We start from the raw sequence: 19,199 nt of genomic DNA, 5'->3' as shown, positions 1-19,199 counted from the left end.
GACGGGCATGTGCACACCGCCGCATGCCGGTGCACGCCCGTTGCGAACCGTTGTCGATCGGACAGAAGTACTTGAAACCCTGATCACAGGCGGTGGCTGGGCTAGCCTCGATCTCCGATCGAAAGGAACCGATCGAAACGAACCCACCGACGAGCTGACACAGACCGACCGGCGAGCCGACTCAGACCGACCGACGAGCCACTCAGACCGACTGACGAACCTACTTGCGACGAACATCACTTCGGGAGTTCCGTGTCCGACCAGCTTCCGCCCTCACCGAACTCCGCCGTGAACGAGGCCGCCGCGCTCCGGCAGACCGGCGCCGCTCCCCTGCGGGTCGGCGACCCGCCCCGGGTCGGTCCCTTCGTCACGGTGGCGCTGCTCGGCAGCGGCGGGATGGGCCGCGTGTATCTGGCGCGGGCCGCCGACGACCGCCCCGGACTGTTCGCCGTGAAGGTGATCCGCCCCGAGTACGCCGAGGACGTCCAGTTCCAGCACCGGTTCGAACGCGAGGCGGCGGTGCACTCCCGGCTCGGCCCGCCGCACGCCCCGAGGTTATGCGGCACCGGCTGGGACGACCAACTGCTGTGGATGGCCACCGAGTACATCCCCGGACTCGACCTGGCGGACGCCGTACGCGAGGGCGGAGCCCTGCCGCCGGCCACCGTGTGGCACCTGGTCGCCGAGTTGGGGCGGGCGCTCGCCGCGCTGGCCGCCGTCGACGTCGTGCACCGGGATCTGAAGCCGTCCAACGTGCTGCTGTCGCTCCAGGGCGCGTGTGTGATCGACTTCGGGATCTCGAAGGCCGCCGACGCCAGCGCGATCACCAGCACCGGCAACCGGGTCGGCACCCCGGCCTACATGTCGCCGGAGTATCTGCGCACCGGCCACTGCGACGCCGCGTCCGACGTGTTCTCGCTGGCCGGCACCCTGCTCTACGCGGCCACCGGGCGGGCCCCGTTCGGCGACGGCACCGGGGTCGACGTCATGCACCGGGTCGCGTTCGAGGAGCCCAACCCGGAGGTGCTCGGCGCGCTGACGGCGGCCGACCCCGAGCTCGGCGACCTGCTCGCCGCCTGCCTGGCCAAGGAGCCCGGGAGACGCCCCGCCCCGGGGGCGCTGATCGACGCGGCCGTGCCCCGGGCCGCAGCGCCCGGCTGGCCGGAGCCGCTGCGCGGCAGGATCCTGGCCCGGCAGCGGGCCTACGAGACGCTGCGCACCCTTCCCGTCGAGCGGGCGGCCGGGCTGCGGCCCTCGGACCACCGGGTGAAGTCGGTGCCGCCGCCGGTGCGGGCGAGCCTGCCGGCCGCGTCGGCCGCGCCGGACTCCTACGAGGCGGCAGCGAAGGACGCCGCCGAAGCGGTCTCGTCGACGCCGCCGCCGTCCTCGGCGGCGGCGGCCCGGCCCGCGAAGCACCGGAAGCGGATCCTGGCCGCCGCGGCGGGCACGGCCCTGTGCGCCGTCGCCGCCGCGGGCACCTTCGTGCTCCTGCGCGAGGGCGGTGCGCCGCGCGCCACCGCACCGGGGGGCGTCGCGACGGCGAGCGGTACGGTGCCCGGCGGCGGCCCGCCGCCGAGCGTGTCCGGCACGCCTGCCGGGGCGTCCGCCGCGGGAGCCTCCAGCAAACACACCGACGACCCGGACGACACCGCCGACGGCGGCGACGACGGCGAGGTCGGGGGCGACCCGCCGCCGCCCGGGGCCCCCGCGGCCACCGGCGACGACCAGCCCGGCACCCCCGTCACGGCCCCGGCCGACGGCCCCGCCTCCTCCCCGGCCGCGACCCCGACCGCCGGGACCGTGCCGAGCGAGCCACCGGCCCCGGCCTGGATCGCCGACTGCACCTACTACGCCGGCAGCCGCCGCACTATCCCGGGCGACACCGGCAAGCGGGTGCTGCAGGTGCAGTGCATGCTCGGCAAACGGGGTTACGACGTGGGCGCCGGCGGCGTGAACGGCGACTACGGCCCCGACACGGAGGCGGCCGTCAGCAGCTTCCAGGTCGACAAGGGGCTGAAGGTCAACGGCATCATGAACAAGGCCACGTGGACCGCCCTGCGCGCCACCGACTGACGGCTGCGCGCACCGCCGGCGCCGGTCAGCGGGTGAGGTGGAAGCGGACGGTCGTACCGTCGTCGGCGGTGTGCAGGCGTACCAGGTCGGCGATGTAGTGGAACAGCAGCAGGCCGCGGCCGGCCGGCCCGGGTCCCGGACCTCGCACACGGCCTGCCCCGCCTCGGCCCACACCGCGAGGGCGCCCCGCCCGCCGCCGTGCACCACGCTGTCGGTCGTCAGCTCCGCCACCGTCGGCTCGGCCGCGCCAGCCGCTGCCCTCGCTCGTCGGCGATCGCTCCACCGCCGTCCCTCACCCGACGCCTCCTTCCGCGAGCGGCCTGACGCCGGGGCCGTGTGCGGCGGGCGGACGGCCGGAGCGGGACGTAGCGTGACGGGGCGGGCATGACGGGGACGGCGGGGCGGTCGGAGCTAGGCGGACGGACGGGGACGCGATGTGCTGGAGTGCGACGGCCGATCTGGTCGCGGGCGCCGGGGTGGCGGCCGTCGGGGTGGCCTCGGTGGCGGCGGTGCGCGCGAGCCGGGACCTGCCGCTGGCCGCGCTGCCGCTGCTGCTCGGGGCGCACCAGATCGTGGAGTCGGTGGTCTGGGACGCGGGCGGGGGCGGTGGGCCGGCCACCGTCGTCTGGGCCGTCATCGCGATGCCGCTGCTGGTGGTGTGGGTGCCCGCGGGCGTGTGGTGCGCGGCTGCGCCGCCCGCCCGGCGCGGGCTGACGGTCCTGCTCGCGGTCGGCGTCGCGACGGCCGCGGCGCTCGCGTACGGGATCGCCACCGGGCCGGTGACGGCCGAGATCCGCGGCCACTCGATCGGCTACGCCCTCGACCTGCCGTACCCGCCCGTGCTGGTCACCGGCTACCTGCTGGCGACCGTCGGCTCGCTGCTGCTCTCCGGCGACCGGCGGCTACTGCTCCTGGGGGTGGTGGTCGCGGTGGGCGCGGCGGTCTGCTTCGCGCTGTGGCGGCTGGAGTTCGTCTCGACGTGGTGCGCGTTCGCGGCGGTGTGCTCGGTGCTGCTCCTCGGCTGGGCGCGCGACCGCCGGACCGCCCGGCCCGTCGACTCCCACTGATCCTTCACCCGCCCCCCCTCAAGCGGGCTGCAAGTCGATTGCAAGCGCCGCTGACAGCATGGGCGCTGCGGATGTGGGAAGTCCGTGTCGCCCGGGCCCCGGTGTCCCGCGCTCGGCCGGGCCGACCGCCACGCCTGTCGCCACCCCTGCCTGTTGTTGCGCACGCCCGCACCCGTCTGCCCCGATCGTGCCCGTACAAGAGCAAGGAACTCGCATGCCGCATGCTGAGGCCCTCGGTACCGCCGTCCGCGTCTTCGGCAAGATGACCGTCCGGCTTCCCCAGAAGACCCTGGAACTGGGACCGCCCCGGCAGCGCGCGGTCCTCGCGCTGCTGGTGATCAACGCGGGGAAGGTCGTCTCCAACCCGTCCATCCTGTCGGGCATCTGGGGCGACGACCTCCCCGACCACGCCGTCGCCACGCTCCAGTCGTACGTCTCGCGGCTGCGCAGACTCGTGGGCGGCCAGCCGCTGGCCGACGGGTCCCGGCTCCGGCTCCAGTACCGCTCCCCCGGCTATGTGCTGGACATCGACCCCGACCACGTCGACGTCATGAGGTTCGAGCGGCTCATCGGCCAGGGCCTCGCCGCCGAGCGGCAGGGCAGTCCGGCCGAGGCCTTCGCCCTGCTGTCGCAGGCGTTACGGGAGTGGACGGCGCCGCCGTTCGAGGACCTGTCCGAGTACGACTTCGCCGGCCGCGAGACCCAACGGCTGGTGCAGTTACGGCTGTCGGCGGAGGAGGGGCGGGCGCAGGCCGCGTTCGCGCTGGGCCGCAGTCACGAGATCCTCGACGACCTGGAGCGCGAGGTGCTCGAGCATCCGATGCGGGAGCGTCTCGTGCGACGGCTGATGCAGGCGCAGTACTGCAGCGGACGCCAGGCCGACGCGTTACGGGTCTTCGAGCGCACCCGGCGCTACCTCGCCGACGAGCTGGGCGTGGACGTCAGCCCGGAACTGCGTCAGATACACGGCGAGATCCTGCGCCAGGACCCCTCGCTCACCCCCCGACGGCAGGCCGCCCTCCCACCCGCACCCCCCACGACCCCGCACGCCACTCCCCCGGCCGCCCCCGAAGAGCCGGTGCCCGAGGAGCCGGTGGCTGCGCTGCCGGTGGCCGACCGGCAGTACGAGGCGGTCGGCCGGCCGTTCGTCGGACGGCAGGAGGAGTTGCGCAGGCTGCTGGCCGGCGCGGACGCCGCCCGGCACGGCAAGGGCGGGGTGACGCTGCTGCTAGGCGAGAGCGGGGCCGGCAAGACCAGCCTGCTGCACGAGTTCCGGCGCGCGTGCGCGGAGTACGACCTGGACGTCGTCACGGTGAACTGCCCGCACAGCGACGACCTGCCCGCGCACTGGCCGTGGAAGCAGGCCCTGCGGCAGACGGCCGAACGCTGGCCGGAGACGGTCCGCGCGCTGCCCGCCGGCATCCGCGCCACACTGGCCACCCTGGTCCCCGAACTCGCCCCGGAGTCAGGGGAGTTACCAACCGGTACCACCCCCGTACCCAGCCGGTTCGAGCTGCACGAGGCCGTGAGCCGCGCGCTGCTCGGCATCGCACGCCGTCCGCTGGTCCTCGTCCTGGAGGATCTGCACTGGGCCGACGCCGCCTCCCTGCACCTGCTGCGGTTCCTCGCCCGGCAGCTCGACGACTCGCAGTTGCTGCTCCTCGTCACCTCGCGTACGTTCCGGCCGGCCGCCGATCCGGAGATGCGCGCGACGCTGGCGGCGGTGCGTGAGCTGCCCATGTCCGACGAGATCACCCTCACCGGCCTCACCCTCGCGGAGAGCCGGGAGCTGGCGGCCACGATGTGCCGCGAGCTGGGTCCGGAGCCGTGCGCCGCGCTGCAACAGCGCACCCAGGGCAACCCATACTTCCTGGTCAGGCTCCTGAAGCAACTGACCCCAGACGCCTCCCCGAACCAGGTGCGCGAGCTGCTGCCCGACTCGGTGCGGGGCGTCGTCCACGAGCGGCTCGCCGGGCTTCCGGAGGACGTCCTGACCGTGCTGCGGGCGTGCGCGGTGCTCGGCCCGGACAGTTCGCCGGGGGCGATGAGGGATCTCGTGGCCGAGGACGGCGTCTCGGCGGACGCCCTGCGCGACGCGCTGCGCGGCGGCCTGCTGCGGGGCGGCCGGGGCGCCGAGTGCCGGCTCGAGTACGTGCACCCGCTGCTGCGGGACACCGTCCGCCAGGAGCTGCCGTACTCGGAGCGGGCCCGGCTGCACGGGTGCGCCGTGAAGGCGCTGGCGGCCCGGGCCGCCGCCCCGGCCGACGCCGAACGGTCGATCGCCCGGCACGCCCGCGCGGCGATGCTGACGCTGCCGCCCGCCGAGGTGGTCCAGCCGCTGCTGGACGAGGCGGAGAAGGCCGGGCAACGCGGCCTGGCCGACGTGGCGATGGCCTGGCTGGACCAGGCGGCAGCGCTGACCGGCGGCCGGGACACCCGGCCGGGGTACGCCGAGGCCGAACTGACCGTCCAGCACCGGCGCGCCGACGTCTCCTGGTACGTGCACGGCTCGGGGGCCGAGTCGACCGAGGCGATCCACACCCGCATCCAGACGCTGGGCCGTGCGCTGGGCAGGTCGCAGAACGGCAGGCTGCTGCCCAAACGCTTCCTGGGCCTGGTGTACCGGGCCGAGTTCCGCAAGACCGAGGCGATGGTCCCGATGCTGTTGAGGCTGGCGGCCCAGGAGAACGATCCGGCGCTGGCGGCGGTGGCCCATCAGGGCCGCGGCATCATGCTGTACGCGCGCGGGCGACTGCCGCAGGCGCTGGCCGCGGCCGACGAGAGCATGGCGCTGGCGGAGCGGGCCGGGCCGTCCCGGGCCGGGGTGCAGCGGGTGCAGGCCGGGACGCGTTCGCTGCGGGCGCTGGCCCACTGGATGGCGGGCGCCCCGGCGGAGGCCTGGCGGTCGGTGGACGACCTGCGGTACGCGGTGTCGCTGACGGCCCACGCCCCGGTGTACGAGCTCGTCACGCTGCACGCCACCGAGTCGGTGCTGCGGGTGCTCGACAACGACCCGCACGGCGCGCTGCGCAGCGGTCTGGCGGCGGCCGAGGCGACCGCCCGCATCCGGCTGCCGGAGTGGCAGTGGCTGATCGACGCCTCGCTCGCCTGGGCCCACGCCCACCTGGGCACCGCCGGTCCACGGCTGCTGGCCGACGCGGGCCGCTCGCTGGACCGCGGCGAGCTGGCCGGCACCCGGCTGCTGACCCTGGGGCTGACCCTGCTGGCCGACGCCGAACGCCTGGCCGGCCGACGCCGCCAGGCGCACACCTACCTGCGGCGCATGCGCAAGCTGGCGGCGCTGACGGGCGAGGTGGTGTACGTCGACACCCTGCCGGCCCATCTGACGCCCTGGCGATACATCCCCCAGGCCGCCTGACGGACCGGCGCCCGTCCGTCAGGTCGAGTAGTCCGCGTTGAGGCGGACGTACCCCTCCGTCAGGTCGCAGCCGTACACCCGGAAAGCGCCGTCGGCGATGCCCAGGCCGACCCGGATGAGGACCTCGTCGCCCTTGAGGTGGGCGGCCACCCGGGACAGGCGGGCCTCGTCCGGCTCCGCCGGGTACACCTCGACGTCGCCGAAGCCGATCGTGACGCGGCCGGGGTCGATGTCGGTGTCGTCCTCGCACTTGCCGACGGCCATGGCGACCCGCCCCCAGTTGGGGTCGGCGCCGTGCACGGCGGTCTTCACCAGCGGCGAGTTGACGACGACCTTGCCGACCCGCCGGGCCTGTTCGGCGTCGCGCGCGCCGGTGACCGCCACCTCGATCAGCCGGGTGGCGCCCTCGCCGTCCCGGGCGATGTCCTTGACCAGGTCCAGGGCGAGTGCGCCGAGGGTCTCCTCGAACTCGGCGAGGTCCACCGGCCCGGCGACGCCGTTGGCGAGGACCGCCGCGGTGTCGCTGGTGGAGGTGTCGGTGTCGATGCTCAGCGCGTTGAACGTGCGGTCGACGACGCGGCGGAAGAGCGCGTCGAGGTCCGCGGAGTCGATGCGGGCGTCGGTGAAGAAGAACGTGAGCAGCGTCGCCATGTTCGGCTCCATCATGCCGACGCCCTTGGCGATGCCGACCACGGTGGCCGCTCCGCACCGGGCCGAGCGGGTCTTCGGCCGGGTGTCGGTGGTCATGATCGCCCGCGCGGCGGCGGAGAAGTCCGCACCCTCGAACGGAGCCCGCAGCGCGTCGAGATGGGCCCGCACCGAGGTCATCGGGTAGCGCCGGCCGATGAGGCCGGTGGAGGCGATGAGCACCTCCTGCTCGGCGGCGCCGAGGACGCCTGCGACCGCCGCGCGGACGGCTTCCGCGTCACGCAGGCCGCCCTCGCCCGTCGCGACGTTGGCGTTGCCGGACAGGGCGACGATCGCCCGGCCGGTGCCGGCGGCGGCCGTCTCCCGGCTGAGCACGACGCTCGGGCCGGCGAAGCGGGAGCGGGTGAACACCGCGCTGAGGCTGGCCGGCACGTCCGAGGCGACCACGAGGAAGTCGTCGCGGTCTGCACGGATCCCACAGTTCCCGGTGTGTGTGCGAAACCCTTGCGGTAAAGACACGGTCATCCTCGGCCGGTCCTCTCTGATCAGGTCTGAGCTGGGAAAACGAAACGAAATCGATGCTACGCCGACGGGGCCGACCGCGAACGCGACCGGTCCCGTCGGGTGGGGGCTCAGCGGCCCACGAAGCCGACCACGTCACCGGGTTCGGCGGTGCCCTCCATGCGCTCCGGCACCCGGATGTACATGCGGTGCAGCCACCGGTCCTTGCCGTCCCACCGGGGAGTGAACGGGGTCCGTGCGTGGGTGGTGCGGTGGTTGTCGACGATGAGCAGGTCGCCGGGCTTGAGCAGGACCGGCTCGGTGACCTCGTCGAGTGCGTCCGAAAGAGTGGCGAGGGCCTGCTTGGCGGGCTGGTCGTCGGGGTCGAGGAGTTCCCGGTCGTAGGCCAGCAGCGGGTCCTGGCGGGGGCCGTGCAGGACGGCGACGGAGTAGATCGGGTCCGCGTCGGGAGCCGGCCGGAAGGAGATGTCGACGTGGCAGCGCATCGGCTCGCGGTAGAGCGCGTCCTGTACGCCGTCGTCGACGAGCGCCAGCGCCTTGCGCACCGATCCGACCAGGGTGGCCGCCGTGCGCTCGTGGTCGGCGCGTGAGCAGGCGAGCATCACGTAGTGCGGCTGGTGGCGGTGGTAGGCCATCTCGGTGTGGAAGTCCAGGAGCGTCTCGGAGGTCTCCGAGGAGAGGTGGTGCGCGTTCGGCGACGGATAGACGTCCTGGAGGACGGTCCCGTCGCGCAGTTCGCGGTAGCCGGTCGGCAGGCCGAGCTCCCGGCCGACCAGGGCGAGCCAGGCTTCCATGGCGAGCAGCGGGCGCTGCACGGGCGCCGGGGTGCTGGTGGGTGTGGCGGGCAGCTCGCTCTCCTCGACGGGCAGCCCGGTGAGCAGCAGATAGCCCTCGGTGTTGCCCGCGCGGCGGAACGCGCGCAGCGCGTCGCGCAGTTCCGGCGGGAGGTCCCGGGCCACCTCCGCGGCGGTGGCGAAGAACCCGGAGAGGTCCAGGCGCGGCACGCGGGGCAGCCGGGTGCGCAGGTCGAGCAGGTGGTCCGCGGAGTCGTCCAGGCGCACGACGCAGGGGGCGGACGGGGTCATGGTGCTTCCTTCCGACGTGGGCACCGTTACGTTTTTCGGTTCCGGTTTTTTGCGTGGCGGGGCCGGTGTCCGGGTTCGGCCGGTGCCTCGGGCGTACTGGTAGAGCAGTTCGGCGCCGATCTCGGCGGCGAGGAGTGCGGTGATGCCGGAGTGGTCGTAGGGGGGCGAGACCTCGACGACATCGAAGCCGACCGGGTTGAGGTCGCCGACCAGGGTGAGCAGGGACAGCACCTCCCGGGAGGTCAGTCCGCCGGGGGCGGGGGTGCCGGTGCCCGGGGCGTGGGCGGGGTCGACGACGTCGATGTCGACCGACACGTACAGCGGCAGGTCGCCCACGACGGCGCGGATCTCGGCGGCGACGTCGGCGAGCGGCCGGTCGGCGCACTCCTGGGCGGTGATGACGCGTACGCCGTGTCCGCGGGCGTAGTCCAGCGAGTCGGGGCGCGGGTTGTGGCCGCGGATGCCGAGCTGCACCATGTGCGCGGGTTCGATGAGGCCTTCCTCGATGGCCCAGCGGAACGGCGTGCCGTGGTGGTAAGTCCCGCCGTACACGGGCGGGTTGGTGTCGCTGTGCGCGTCCAGGTGCAGTACGGCGACCTTGCCGTGCTTGTGCCGCACCGCCCGCAGGGCGGCCAGCGACAGGGAGTGGTCGCCGCCGAGCATCAGGAACGCGGCGTTGTCGTCGAGCAGGGCGGTGAGCGCCTCGGTGGCGGTCTCCATGGCGAGGTCCATCGAGAACGGGCTGAGGTCGATGTCGCCGCCGTCCACGACGTCGATGAGCTCGAAGACGTTCGGGCCGCGGTCGATGCCCGTGCCGTGGATGAGGCACGACTCGTGCCGGATGGCGCGGGGCGCGAAGCGGGCTCCGGGGCGGTAGCTGGTGCCGCCGTCGTAGGGGGCGCCGACGACGACCACGTCCCGGCCGACGGGGGCGGGGTCGTGGCGCAGCCGCATGAAGGTGGCGAGTTGCGCGTAGCGGGGTGAGACGCCGGAGCGGACCTGGGCCCGGGGCCGCTCGGGGTCCTCCGGCAGGCCGAATTCAGTGGTGTCGCTCATGTCGCCGTTCGCCTTTCCAGACGCAGTGCGGATTCGGTGGAGTACAGGACCTCGTCGAAGGAGACGGCGTCGGGCTGTTCGCCGCCGAGCACGATCAGTTCGTGCATCCGGCGGGCCATCGCCGCCTTGAACTCCTCGATCCGCTCCTCGGGGACGCCCCGCTCCAGGAGCAGGGCGGTCCAGGCGCCGGTGGTGCCGGAGCCCTCGTGGATGCCGAGTTTGGGGCGGGCCAGCGTGGCGTCCGGCAGCATGCCGGCCAGTGACTCGCGCAGCACCCATTTGTCGCGGCCGTAGCGGCGTTTGAGTCCGGCGTCGAGGACGACGAGGTGGTCGAGGAGGTCGCGGTCCCAGTAGGGGTGGGTGGACCAGATGCCGGCCACTCCGGACACGACGGGGGACATTTCGTTCAGTCCGTCGAAGGTGGCCATGTCGTGGGCGATGACGGCGTCCAGGAAGTCCAGCCGCTCGGTGCGCCGGTGCATGCCGCCCAGCGGGATGTCGGCGCCGTAGCCGGTGAGGACGCGGCGGGGGCCGGGCGGCAGCCGCCGGTACAGGGCGGTCAGCGGGAGGAGGTGCTCGAGGATCGTGTGGTCGGTGATCTCGGCGGCCCAGACCGCCCAGGGCAGTTCGCGCACCAGGTCCGCGCTGTCGACGGAGATCTCCTGGTGGTCGGTGCCGAGATGCCGGGCCACGGCGCCGGCGTGCTCGAACTCGTCGGACACGTCGGTGCCCATGGACACGGTGTGCACGCGTTCGCTGTGCGCGACCGCGTGGGCGGCGACGCCGCTGGAGTCGACGCCGCCCGACAGGACGACGGTCGGTTCGGGTTCGTCGCGCAGCCGGGCGCGGACGGCCTCGCCGAGCAGTGCGTGGACGGTCGCCACGGCGGTGTCGGGGTCGGCGGCGACCCGGGACAGCGGGGGCGCCCAGGTCCGCACCGCGGAGGAGGTGCGGACCTCGCCCTGGACGGTCTCCAGGATCAGCGCGGTGCCGGCGGGCACCCGGTGCACGCCCGCGCCCCGGGGCAGCAGTTGGGCCCCGGGCACGTCCACGGCGAGGCTCCTGCGGCGGGCGAGGGTCTTGGCCTCGCTGGAGATGTCGACGCCGTACTCGTCGGCCCGCACCCACAGCGGGAAGGAGCCGGCGTGGTCGGTGGCGAGGACGATCCGGCCGCCGCTGTCGAGGATCACCGCGGCGAAGCGGCCGTTGAGGACCCGGAAGGCGCCGATGCCCCAGTGCAGCCAGGCGGCGAGGACGAGTTCGGCGTCGCTGCCGTGGGTCAGGAAGGCGTTGCCGACGGCCCCGGCGATCGCCTCCCGGTTGTAGATCTCACCGCCGAGCAGCAGATGGGTGGCGCCGTCCCTGGCGAGGGCGGTCGGCGCGCCGAGGCAGACGGCCGTGCCGCGCAGCTCGCGGCCCGCGTACGTCGCCGCCACGGGTACGTGGTGTCCCTGGGTGGCGAACCGCGGTGCGGTGGGCGTCGCGGGGCCTGCGGCCCAGGCGACGCGGACAGTGAAGCCGGAGACGAGATTCGGTCCCAGCATGGCGGTCAGATGTCGAGGGCGTCGAAGCCGCCGGACTGGAAGTCGTAGGACACCGGCACCTCGATGAGGAACGGGCGGCCCAGTTCGGAGCCTTTGCGCAGCGCCTCCAGCAGCGCGTCGCGGTCCGTGGCGCGTACCGCGTCGCAGCCGTTGGCCTCGGCGAGCAGGCGGGCGATACGCGGGACGCTGTCCTGCCAGGCGGGGTCGATCAGCACCTTCTGGCCTGCGTCGACGCGCGGCGGGTCGCCGAGGTCGCCGTCGACGTGGGCGCCGAGGAGGTCCACGGGCAGGCTGATGAAGCTCGGGCCTACCGGTTCCGTGGTGCTGTTGAGCACGGCGGAGTCGACCAGGGAGACGATGTCCGCGCCGCGTTCGAGCTGGGCGCTGAACTTGGTGATCGGGGCCATCATGGCGACGCTGTCGACGCACTGGTGGGTGACGTTGGGGAAGCAGTCGTAGGACTCGGACTGGGCGGCCAGCGCGATGACCGAGCTGCGGTCGAGGGCCGAAGTGGCGACGCCGGTGGACAGGTTGGTCATGCCGGGGCCGAGTGTCGCGAAGCAGGCCTGGGGGCGGTCGGTGAGCCGGGCGAGGACGTCGGCCATCACACCGGCGGTGAACTCGTGCCGGGTGAGGACGAATTCGAGGCCCTCGACCTCGTCGAAGAGGATGGCCTCGGCCTCGCGTCCGACGACGCCGAAGACATGGTCGACTCCGTAGTCGTGCAGCCGCCTCAGCATCACCTCGGCGGTGGTCTTCGTCTTCGTGGCGTCCGTCGCCTTCGTCGCGTCCGCCGCCTGTGGGGTCGTCGCCACATGAGCCTCGTTTCCTTGCGGGGAAGGGATCGTGCTCACTGTCGGGGAGGGGTCTTGCAGGCCGGTTGATCTCCGGCTTGCCTCCGGCAGGCAGGGCCGCGGGGGTGTGCGGTCGGTGGACCGTCCAACGCGCGCCCCAGGCCCGCCGCTTCGGTCCGCCGGGAGTTCCTCGCACGGCGCGCATCCCGCTGATCGTTTCCGGACAGATTTCCGGAGCGCGGCCGAAATACAACGGGACCACGGCCGGACCAAGCCGCACCAAGAACTCGCCAACCGACCGTTTCTTAAACTTATAGCGTTGCTGCGCAAATGGCTCTCGATGGCAAAATGTAGGCAGCAACGACCTGGGTCCCTTGACAGTTAATGGACCCGGGTGCGACAACATCAGTGCAGGCAGCCATGGTGATCGGGTCACAAGGGAGGCGTCATGGGGCCGATGGTCATCTCCGCGGACAGGTCGGGTCGAGGCGGGGGACCGGGGCTCGACATCAACCCCTTCGGCCGTTTCGCCGTAACGCGGGACGCGCACGAGGTCAACCTGGGTACGGCACGTCAACGAGCCCTGTTCGCCCTGCTCGTGACCTCCGCGAACCAGGCGGTGAGCATGGACGCGATCATCGAGTCGATCTGGGGGCAATCCCCGCCGTCCCGCGTGAAGGCAAGCATTCAGGCGTATGTTTCGAGGTTACGCAAGTCGCTTTCCGCGAACGCTTTCAACAATTCCGACCGGACACCCCGCTTCGAATACTATTCGGCCGGTTATTCATTGCGGATCGACATCGACCAGGTCAGGACGCATCATTTCGAAAAGCTCGTCGACAACGGCCGCAGGCTCCTCACCAAAGGCCCGCTCGAAGGAGCCGCGGAGAACTTCGAGCGGGCCCTCGAGATCTGGGACGGGGTGCCTTACGGAGACCTGTTCCGCTACGAATTCGCCACCCAGGAGGCCGCCCGGCTGGAGGAACTCCGACTGGCGGCGGTGGCGGGCATGGCCAAGTGCCGCCTCGAACTGGGCGACTACCGCTCCGTCACCGAATCACTGGGACCCGACGTGCGCCGCTACCCGCTACGGGAGGACCTGGCGAGCTACTACATGGTCGCCCTGGACCAGTCCGGCCGACGGGCCGACGCCCTGCACATCTACGAGCGCACCCGCTCCAACCTCGCCGAGGAGCTGGGCGTGGGCGTGAGCAAGGGACTGCGGAGCGTTTATCACGCCATCCTGGACTAACCCCCCAAGAAGATGATCTTGTGAGGCGAGTCACATCCTCCGGTGACTGCAACTTCGGTCGACGTATTTGTCATCTAGGCTGACAAATACTTCCGCCCCTCAGCAGGCAACTGGAGCGTTCCTCCATGACCGACAGGTCCACTGCCGTGCCCGCCCCGTCCGCTCAGTGCGCCGCCACCGCCGCGTACGCCCGCGTCTACGAGGAGCAGCAACCGCGTCTCGTCGCGTACGCCCGTTCGCTCACCCGCAACGCGTGGACCGCCGAAGACCTCGTCGCCGAGGCGCACTTCCGCGTCTGGCGGCGGCTGTCCGAAGGGCACGAGATCGACAACGTGCCGGCGTACCTCAAGACCACGGTGCGGCATCTCGCGATGGCGTCGGGGAGCGCGGCGCGCGAGACGCCGCGGGATCCGCAGACCGAGGACCGGGCCGAGCCGGGCGGGCACGGAGCGGACCCGGCCGAGCAGGTGTCCAGTGTCGACCTGGTGGTGCGGGTGCTGGGCCAGTTGCCCGAACGCTGGGTGAAGGCCTTGTGGTTGGCGGAGGCGGAGGGGCAGCCGCTGGCGGCGATCGGGCCGCAGCTCGGCACCAAGGACGGCGCGACGGCCGTCCTGCTGCACCGGGCGCGGGAGGGCATGCGGCAGGCGTTCCTGCGCGCCCAGACCGGCGCCCCGCAGGACCCGGCGTGCCAGGTCCACTGGGCCCGGATGCCCGCGTACGTCCGCGGCGCGGCGACCGCGCGGCAGAGCGAACGGCTGCTCGGCCATGTGGACGCGTGCGACGACTGCCGCGCGCTGCTCGCCTCGCTGATGCAGGCCAACGACCGGCTTCCCGCGCTGGTCGGACCGGCGCTGCTGGTCCTCGCGGTGGGCGGTACGGGCAAGTTCCTCCTGGCCTTCGCCGCCGGGACCACCGGTGCGGCGACGACCGCCGCTGCCGCCGCCGGGGCGGGCTGGCACGGCGCCGGGTTGCTGCACGGGGTGCGGCAGGCCGCGGTCGGCGGCGCGAAGGCGCCCGCGGCGGTGACGGCCGGCACGCTCGTGGCGGGCGCCGCCGTGGTCGTCCTCGTCCTCGGCTGGTCCGACTCCGCTCCGATACCGGCGCAGCGGGTCCCGGTGGCCGGGGCGCCTGCGGCCCAAGTCCCGCTGTCCGAGGCCCCGGTGGCCAAGACGGCCGAGGCCCCGCCGTCGCCGGCCGCCGTCCCGGCCGTAGCTCCCATGGACGACGGCATGTCCCCCCGGACGACCGACGCCCGGCCGACGGCCCCTCGTCCGGACGCCACCCCCACGCTCCCGTCCCCCTCGGCCTCCCCCGGCGCGAGCGAGTCGGCCCAGCCGCAGCCCGCCCCGGTCGACAGCCCCACGGCGACTCCCGGCGGCACGCCGTCCGAGGAACCCCCGTACGGCGACGGCACATCGGAGACACCGGACCCCTCCCCGTCCGCGACCCCGGCGCCCGCCCCCTCGCCCTCCTCGGTGACGCCGCAGACGGACGGGAACAGCGCCCCGGACCCCACCGGAACCGGAACCGGCGGAACGGACTGCGGCACCGGGCAGGGAAGCACGTCCAGCCACCACCACGGCCACCACCACGGCCGCGAGGCGAAGGTCGACCCGATCGGCACCGGTCAGACCGAGGACTGACGACGGGACCGCCGCCGAGGTCGGACGGGGGCGCGGTCGGGGTCGCCTCCACTGTCGGGGGTGCCCCAACCGCCCTACCCGATGGGCGAGTTGGCGGCCCGGGGGCAGGTGCGGGGCGCCCGACCCGCGTCGGTCAGGCCTCGCGGCGACCGAGGATTGTGGTCAGCAGCATGGCGGCGACGGCGAAGGCGCCGGCCGCGAGCATCACGGGGCGCGGGCCGGAGGAGTCGACGATCAGGCCGCCGACGAACGAGCCCACGCCGATGGCCCCGTTGAAGGCCGCCACGTACAGCGAGGACGCGGCCTCGCTCTCCTCGGGGACGAGCCGCATCACCCACGTCTGCAACGCGACCGGCAGCGCCGCGTAGAGCAGGCCCCAGCAGACCAGCATGGCGACGGCCGTCGGAACACCTGCGCCGCCCAGGTACATCACGACCATGACGACGGCCAGCAGCCCCGTGCAGCCGATCAGGCTGGCACGCAGCGCCCGGCCCACCACGGCGCCCGCCGCGAAGTTGCCGATCAGCCCGGCCACGCCGAAGACCAGCAGCAACGCGCCGATGAGGGACGACCGGACGCCGGTGACGTCCTCCAGGTACGGGGCGACGTAGGTGAAGGCGAGGAAGTGGCCGCTCATGATGAGCGCGGTGACGCCGACCGCGACGCGCAGCGCCCGGTGCCGCAGCACGTGCCGCAGGGCGCTCAGGCTGCCGCTGCCCCGGGCCGGCAGCGCGGGCATGCACAGCAGCACCGTCGCCAGGACGAGGAAGCCGAGGACGCCGACACAGACGAACGCCACCTGCCAGCCCGCCGACTGACCCACCGCCGTACCGAGCGGGGTGCCCGCGACGGAGGCGAGCGAGATGCCGCCGAGGACGACGGAGGTCGCGCGGACGGCGTGCCGCTCCGGAACCAGCCGGACGGCGATCGACACGGCGATGGACCAGAACACCCCGTGCGCCAGGGCCACGACGATGCGCGCGGTCAGCAGCAGCCCGTAGCCGGAGGCGACTGCGGCCATGAAGTTGCCGGCCGTGTACACCACCATCAGGGCGACGAGCAGCCACTTGCGGTCCATGCGCCCGGTGAGCGCGGTCAGCGGTGCGGCGGTCAGCGCCGCCATCGCCGCGAACCCGCTGACGAGGAACCCGGCGGTGCCCACCGACACCGACGTGCCGTCGGCGATGGCCGGAAGCAGCCCGATGGGCAGGGTCTCGGTGGTGACGAAGGAGAAGACGCCGAGCGCCAGCCCCACCACGGCGAACCAGCCGCGCAGCGCCGAGTGCCGGGACGTCTCGACGGACGCGTCACCGCCCTCGCCGGTCGAGGCGTCGCCGTGTCCGTCTCCGGTCCGCCTGTCGTTCTGGTCGGTCGCGCTCTGGGACATCATCGCTCCGGGTGGCATGAATGGTGGGCTGCGGACCTGAATTCGAGCCGCCTGCCGTCCGTCGGGCACCACAGCGCGCAGAAATATCCGCGGCAGAATTGTCGCGTGCGTACGGCGTCGGGCGGAAGGGTCTTCCGATCATGGTGGTGGGACCACCAGTCGCCGCCCCGCCCAGGCCCCCGACCTGCGGGAACGTGCCGAGGCTGGTGGGGGCCGGGGTGGTGCTGACGCCAACCGGATAAATTCACCCCGGCAATTGAGCAGCTCCTTGGGTAGCTTTCAGTCGGCTCGACGAATGAATTTCCTCGGCCTTGTCAAATGCCCGCCCTTTCCCTGAAGGAGCAGAACTTGTCGACGGACAAATTGCGTGCGTCGGGGCACGAGACAGCGGGCAGTGTGCCGCCGCCCGCCGGCTCGACGACACCCTCGACGACGCCCTCGACCGCCCCGGGACGCGCCCGGGCGACCCGCCTCGACACGCTGACCGGACTGCGTTTCCCCGCCGCGTTCGTGGTGTTCCTCTACCACGCGTCGCTGCTCGCCTTCCTGGGCGTCCCGTGGCTGAACAGCAGCTCGGCCGTGACCACCTACTACGACGCCGTCGCGCACGCCGGCGCGCTGGGCGTGACGTTCTTCTTCGTGCTCAGCGGTTTCGTGCTGACCTGGTCGGCCCGTGACACCGACACCGCGCCGCGCTTCTGGCGGCGCCGCTTCCTCAAGATCGTCCCGAACTACGTCCTGGTCTGGGCGCTGGCGATGATGGTGTTCGCCGCCCCGGTCACCGACTTCACGATCGGCACGCTCAACCTGTTCATGGTCCAGGTCTACTACCCGGACTTCGCGATCAACTTCGGTGTGAACCCGGCCGGTTGGTCCCTCGCCGTCGAGGCGATCTTCTACCTGTCCTTCCCGACCCTGTTCCACTGGATCAAGAAGATCCCGGCGCACCGGCTGAACCTCTGGGTCGCGGCGGCCGCCGCCGGCATCATCGCGACGCCGCTGCTGTCGACGCTGCTGGTGCCGGCCGGCTCGCTGATGATGGCGACGGAGCCCGACACCTCCGTCAACCAGTACTTCGTCTCCTACATCCTGCCGTTCCCCCGGGTGCTGGACTTCGCCCTGGGCATCCTCGTGGCCCGCTCGGTGATCGCGGGACGGTGGCGCAACATCGGCATGATCTGGTCGGGTGTACTGCTCGCCGCCAGCTACGCCGTGGGCTACTACACGCCGCCGATCTACTCGACGCGGGCGGTCTGCGTCGTCCCCGCCGCGCTGCTCATCGCCGCCGGCGCGATAGCGGACAACGAGGGCCGGTTCACGCTCTTCCGCAACCGGGTGATGGTCTGGCTCGGCGACATCTCGTTCGCCTTCTACCTGGTGCACTACACGGTGATGGTCGCCGTGTGGAAGCTGCTCGGCAGCAAGGCGTACTCGCCGTTGGAGGCCGTCGGGATGCTGGCGCTGTGCATGGGCGTCGCGATCCTCGCCTCGTGGGCGATGTTCGCCCTGATCGAGCGGCCGATCACCCGACGCTGGTCGAACCCGAAGAAGAAGCCGGTGGCGACGACTGCCCCGCCCGAGCCCGCGCCCCGGCCACTCGCCGCCCGCCAGGTGGGCGAGGAGCACGCGGACGACGGCGTAAGCGCCTGACCCCCCACACCAGAGGACCGTCTGTCCCACCCGACCAAAGCCGGGCGGGACAGACGGTCCTTCATGTCGGAGGGACGGGGTGGGGCGGGTGACTCAGGCGGTGCGCAGACCCGCGGCGGTGGAGAACAGACCGAACAGCGGGCCGCCGAGGTCCACGACGGCCGACTCGTCCGAGCCGCCGAGCGGGACCGGGACGAAGCCGACGTCATGCAACAAGCGGCGAGGCGGCTCAGGCCGTGCAGCCGGCTGCGGCGCGCAGGCCCGCCGCCGTGGAGAACAGACCGAACAGCGCACCGCCGGGATCCACGACGGCCGACTCGTCCAGGGTGCCGAGCGGGACCGGGACGAAGCCGACGTCATGCAACAAGCGGCGAGGCGGCTCAGGCCGTGCGGCCGGCCGCGGCGCGCAGGCCCGCCGGGGTGGAGAACAGGCCGAAGAGCGGGCCGCCCGGGTCCACGGCGGCTGATTCGTCCAGGGTGCCGAGGGGGACCGGGATGAAGCCGGCGTCGTGTACCAGGCTTTCCGTGAGCCGTAGGGCGTCGGCGTCGTCGGATGCGATGGCCATGCCCCAGAAGTGCGGCTGTTGGGTGCCGCGCGACCACAGCAGTTCGTCGGGGAAGTGCGTGAAGGCGCGGGTGACACGGCTTTCGGGCAGGCGCTTGGCGGTCCAGCTTCCCTGGGTGATGCCCGCGCCGAGCTGGGAGGCGAAGAGGCCGTCCTCGCCCACGCCGAACGGGCTGGTGGCGTCGATCACGGTCTTTCCGGCGAGCCGGTCCGCGAACTCGTCCAGCAGGTCGTCCAGGGCCGGGTGCGGGACGGACAGCAGTACGACGTCGCTCGACTCGACCGCCTCGGCGTACGTCGCGGCCCGGGCCCGGTCGCCCAACGGCTCGACGAACGAGGCGAGTCGGCCGGGGGTCCGGGAGCCGAACGCCACCGTGTGTCCGGCAGCCAGCCAGTGCCGGCCGAGCGGGCGGCCGATGTTGCCCGCGCCGAGGATGCCTATGGTCATCGGGGTCGCCGAAGCAGTCATCTGGAACTCCTCTGGATTTCTTGCGTGAGAGATGCGTGCTGGTGCGGGCATGGGTGTCGGCCGTC

General features: G+C 72.7%; 13 protein-coding genes and 3 pseudogenes. 6 read left to right on the top strand and 10 right to left on the bottom strand.

Annotation, left to right across the window (positions count from 1 at the left end):
* The first annotated feature begins 252 nt into the window (after positions 1–252).
* Entirely contained in the window at positions 253–2,073 is a 1,821-nt protein-coding gene (locus tag BMZ82_RS03480) for a serine/threonine-protein kinase (protein ID WP_093771485.1), read from the top strand.
* Between the two features lie 25 nt (positions 2,074–2,098).
* Here the strand turns inward: BMZ82_RS03480 and BMZ82_RS03475 are convergent.
* Positions 2,099–2,313 (bottom strand): annotated as a pseudogene (locus tag BMZ82_RS03475) (sensor histidine kinase); the annotation flags it as partial.
* A 194-nt stretch (positions 2,314–2,507) separates the two neighbouring features.
* Here BMZ82_RS03475 and BMZ82_RS03470 point away from each other — a divergent pair.
* The gene (locus BMZ82_RS03470; protein ID WP_093771483.1) at positions 2,508–3,140 is read left to right on the top strand and encodes a DUF6629 family protein; all 633 of its coding nucleotides are present in this window, start codon (positions 2,508–2,510) and stop codon (positions 3,138–3,140) included.
* 214 nt (positions 3,141–3,354) lie between these two features.
* Positions 3,355–6,519, top strand: a complete 3,165-nt coding sequence (locus BMZ82_RS03465; protein ID WP_177244359.1) for an ATP-binding protein — start codon at positions 3,355–3,357, stop codon at positions 6,517–6,519.
* An 18-nt stretch (positions 6,520–6,537) separates the two neighbouring features.
* Here the strand turns inward: BMZ82_RS03465 and argJ are convergent, their stop codons facing one another.
* The 5 genes and pseudogenes from argJ to BMZ82_RS42610 all read right to left on the bottom strand — a co-directional run.
* Positions 6,538–7,692, bottom strand: coding sequence for a bifunctional glutamate N-acetyltransferase/amino-acid acetyltransferase ArgJ (argJ, locus tag BMZ82_RS03460; RefSeq protein ID WP_093771479.1), 1,155 nt, complete (start codon positions 7,690–7,692; stop codon positions 6,538–6,540).
* Between the two features lie 107 nt (positions 7,693–7,799).
* On the bottom strand, positions 7,800–8,774 hold the full coding sequence (cs1, locus tag BMZ82_RS03455) for a clavaminate synthase Cs1 (RefSeq protein ID WP_093771874.1): 975 nt from the start codon (positions 8,772–8,774) through the stop codon (positions 7,800–7,802).
* An 87-nt stretch (positions 8,775–8,861) separates the two neighbouring features.
* Positions 8,862–9,830 (bottom strand): annotated as a pseudogene (gene speB, locus BMZ82_RS03450) (agmatinase); the annotation flags it as partial.
* On the bottom strand, positions 9,827–11,374 hold the full coding sequence (locus BMZ82_RS03445) for an asparagine synthase-related protein (RefSeq protein WP_093771477.1): 1,548 nt from the start codon (positions 11,372–11,374) through the stop codon (positions 9,827–9,829). The pseudogene speB and the gene BMZ82_RS03445, both read right to left, overlap by 4 nt.
* 256 nt (positions 11,375–11,630) lie before the next feature.
* Positions 11,631–12,114, bottom strand: a pseudogene (locus tag BMZ82_RS42610) (thiamine pyrophosphate-binding protein); the annotation flags it as partial.
* A gap of 502 nt (positions 12,115–12,616) precedes the next feature.
* On the opposite strand from BMZ82_RS42610, the gene BMZ82_RS03435 reads away from it, so the two are divergent.
* Both BMZ82_RS03435 and BMZ82_RS03430 read left to right on the top strand, forming a co-directional pair.
* Positions 12,617–13,420, top strand: a complete 804-nt coding sequence (locus tag BMZ82_RS03435; protein WP_093771475.1) for an AfsR/SARP family transcriptional regulator — start codon at positions 12,617–12,619, stop codon at positions 13,418–13,420.
* A gap of 125 nt (positions 13,421–13,545) precedes the next feature.
* Positions 13,546–15,063: a sigma factor gene (locus BMZ82_RS03430; RefSeq protein WP_093771473.1), complete on the top strand. Its 1,518-nt coding sequence runs from the start codon at positions 13,546–13,548 to the stop codon at positions 15,061–15,063.
* Positions 15,064–15,196: 133 nt separating this feature from the next.
* Here BMZ82_RS03430 and BMZ82_RS03425 read toward each other — a convergent pair whose 3' ends face one another.
* Positions 15,197–16,450, bottom strand: coding sequence for an MFS transporter (locus BMZ82_RS03425; RefSeq protein ID WP_177244358.1), 1,254 nt, complete (start codon positions 16,448–16,450; stop codon positions 15,197–15,199).
* A gap of 348 nt (positions 16,451–16,798) precedes the next feature.
* Here BMZ82_RS03425 and BMZ82_RS03420 point away from each other — a divergent pair, with 348 nt between their 5' ends.
* A complete protein-coding gene (locus BMZ82_RS03420; RefSeq protein WP_256251736.1) occupies positions 16,799–18,100 on the top strand; it encodes an acyltransferase family protein in 1,302 nt (433 codons plus the stop codon).
* A 93-nt stretch (positions 18,101–18,193) separates the two neighbouring features.
* On the opposite strand, the gene BMZ82_RS41500 is transcribed toward BMZ82_RS03420, so the two are convergent.
* From BMZ82_RS41500 to BMZ82_RS03410, 3 genes are read right to left on the bottom strand one after another with little or no spacing between them, the layout of a single operon-like run.
* Positions 18,194–18,316, bottom strand: coding sequence for a hypothetical protein (locus tag BMZ82_RS41500; protein ID WP_256251735.1), 123 nt, complete (start codon positions 18,314–18,316; stop codon positions 18,194–18,196).
* Positions 18,317–18,329: 13 nt separating this feature from the next.
* Positions 18,330–18,467 carry a hypothetical protein gene (locus BMZ82_RS40545; protein ID WP_177244348.1) on the bottom strand — a complete coding sequence of 46 codons (138 nt, stop codon included), beginning with the start codon at positions 18,465–18,467 and terminating at the stop codon, positions 18,330–18,332.
* 13 nt (positions 18,468–18,480) lie between these two features.
* Positions 18,481–19,134 carry an NADPH-dependent F420 reductase gene (locus BMZ82_RS03410; protein ID WP_093771467.1) on the bottom strand — a complete coding sequence of 218 codons (654 nt, stop codon included), beginning with the start codon at positions 19,132–19,134 and terminating at the stop codon, positions 18,481–18,483.
* Between the last annotated feature and the right edge of the window lie 65 nt (positions 19,135–19,199).

This window comes from Streptomyces sp. yr375 (assembly GCF_900110755.1).
Taxonomy (GTDB): domain Bacteria; phylum Actinomycetota; class Actinomycetes; order Streptomycetales; family Streptomycetaceae; genus Streptomyces.
This window is presented reverse-complemented; position numbering and strand designations above follow the sequence as displayed.

What these genes read in the sequence shown, in the direction of transcription:
- BMZ82_RS03470 (WP_093771483.1), top strand. Translation starts at nt 2,508, where the DNA reads ATGTGCTGGAGTGCGACGGCCGATCTGGTCGCGGGCGCCGGGGTGGCG.
- BMZ82_RS03465 (WP_177244359.1), top strand. Translation starts at nt 3,355, where the DNA reads ATGCCGCATGCTGAGGCCCTCGGTACCGCCGTCCGCGTCTTCGGCAAG.
- argJ (WP_093771479.1), bottom strand. Translation starts at nt 7,692, where the DNA reads ATGACCGTGTCTTTACCGCAAGGGTTTCGCACACACACCGGGAACTGT.
- cs1 (WP_093771874.1), bottom strand. Translation starts at nt 8,774, where the DNA reads ATGACCCCGTCCGCCCCCTGCGTCGTGCGCCTGGACGACTCCGCGGAC.
- BMZ82_RS03445 (WP_093771477.1), bottom strand. Translation starts at nt 11,374, where the DNA reads ATGCTGGGACCGAATCTCGTCTCCGGCTTCACTGTCCGCGTCGCCTGG.
- BMZ82_RS03435 (WP_093771475.1), top strand. Translation starts at nt 12,617, where the DNA reads ATGGGGCCGATGGTCATCTCCGCGGACAGGTCGGGTCGAGGCGGGGGA.
- BMZ82_RS03430 (WP_093771473.1), top strand. Translation starts at nt 13,546, where the DNA reads ATGACCGACAGGTCCACTGCCGTGCCCGCCCCGTCCGCTCAGTGCGCC.
- BMZ82_RS03425 (WP_177244358.1), bottom strand. Translation starts at nt 16,450, where the DNA reads ATGTCCCAGAGCGCGACCGACCAGAACGACAGGCGGACCGGAGACGGA.
- BMZ82_RS03410 (WP_093771467.1), bottom strand. Translation starts at nt 19,134, where the DNA reads ATGACTGCTTCGGCGACCCCGATGACCATAGGCATCCTCGGCGCGGGC.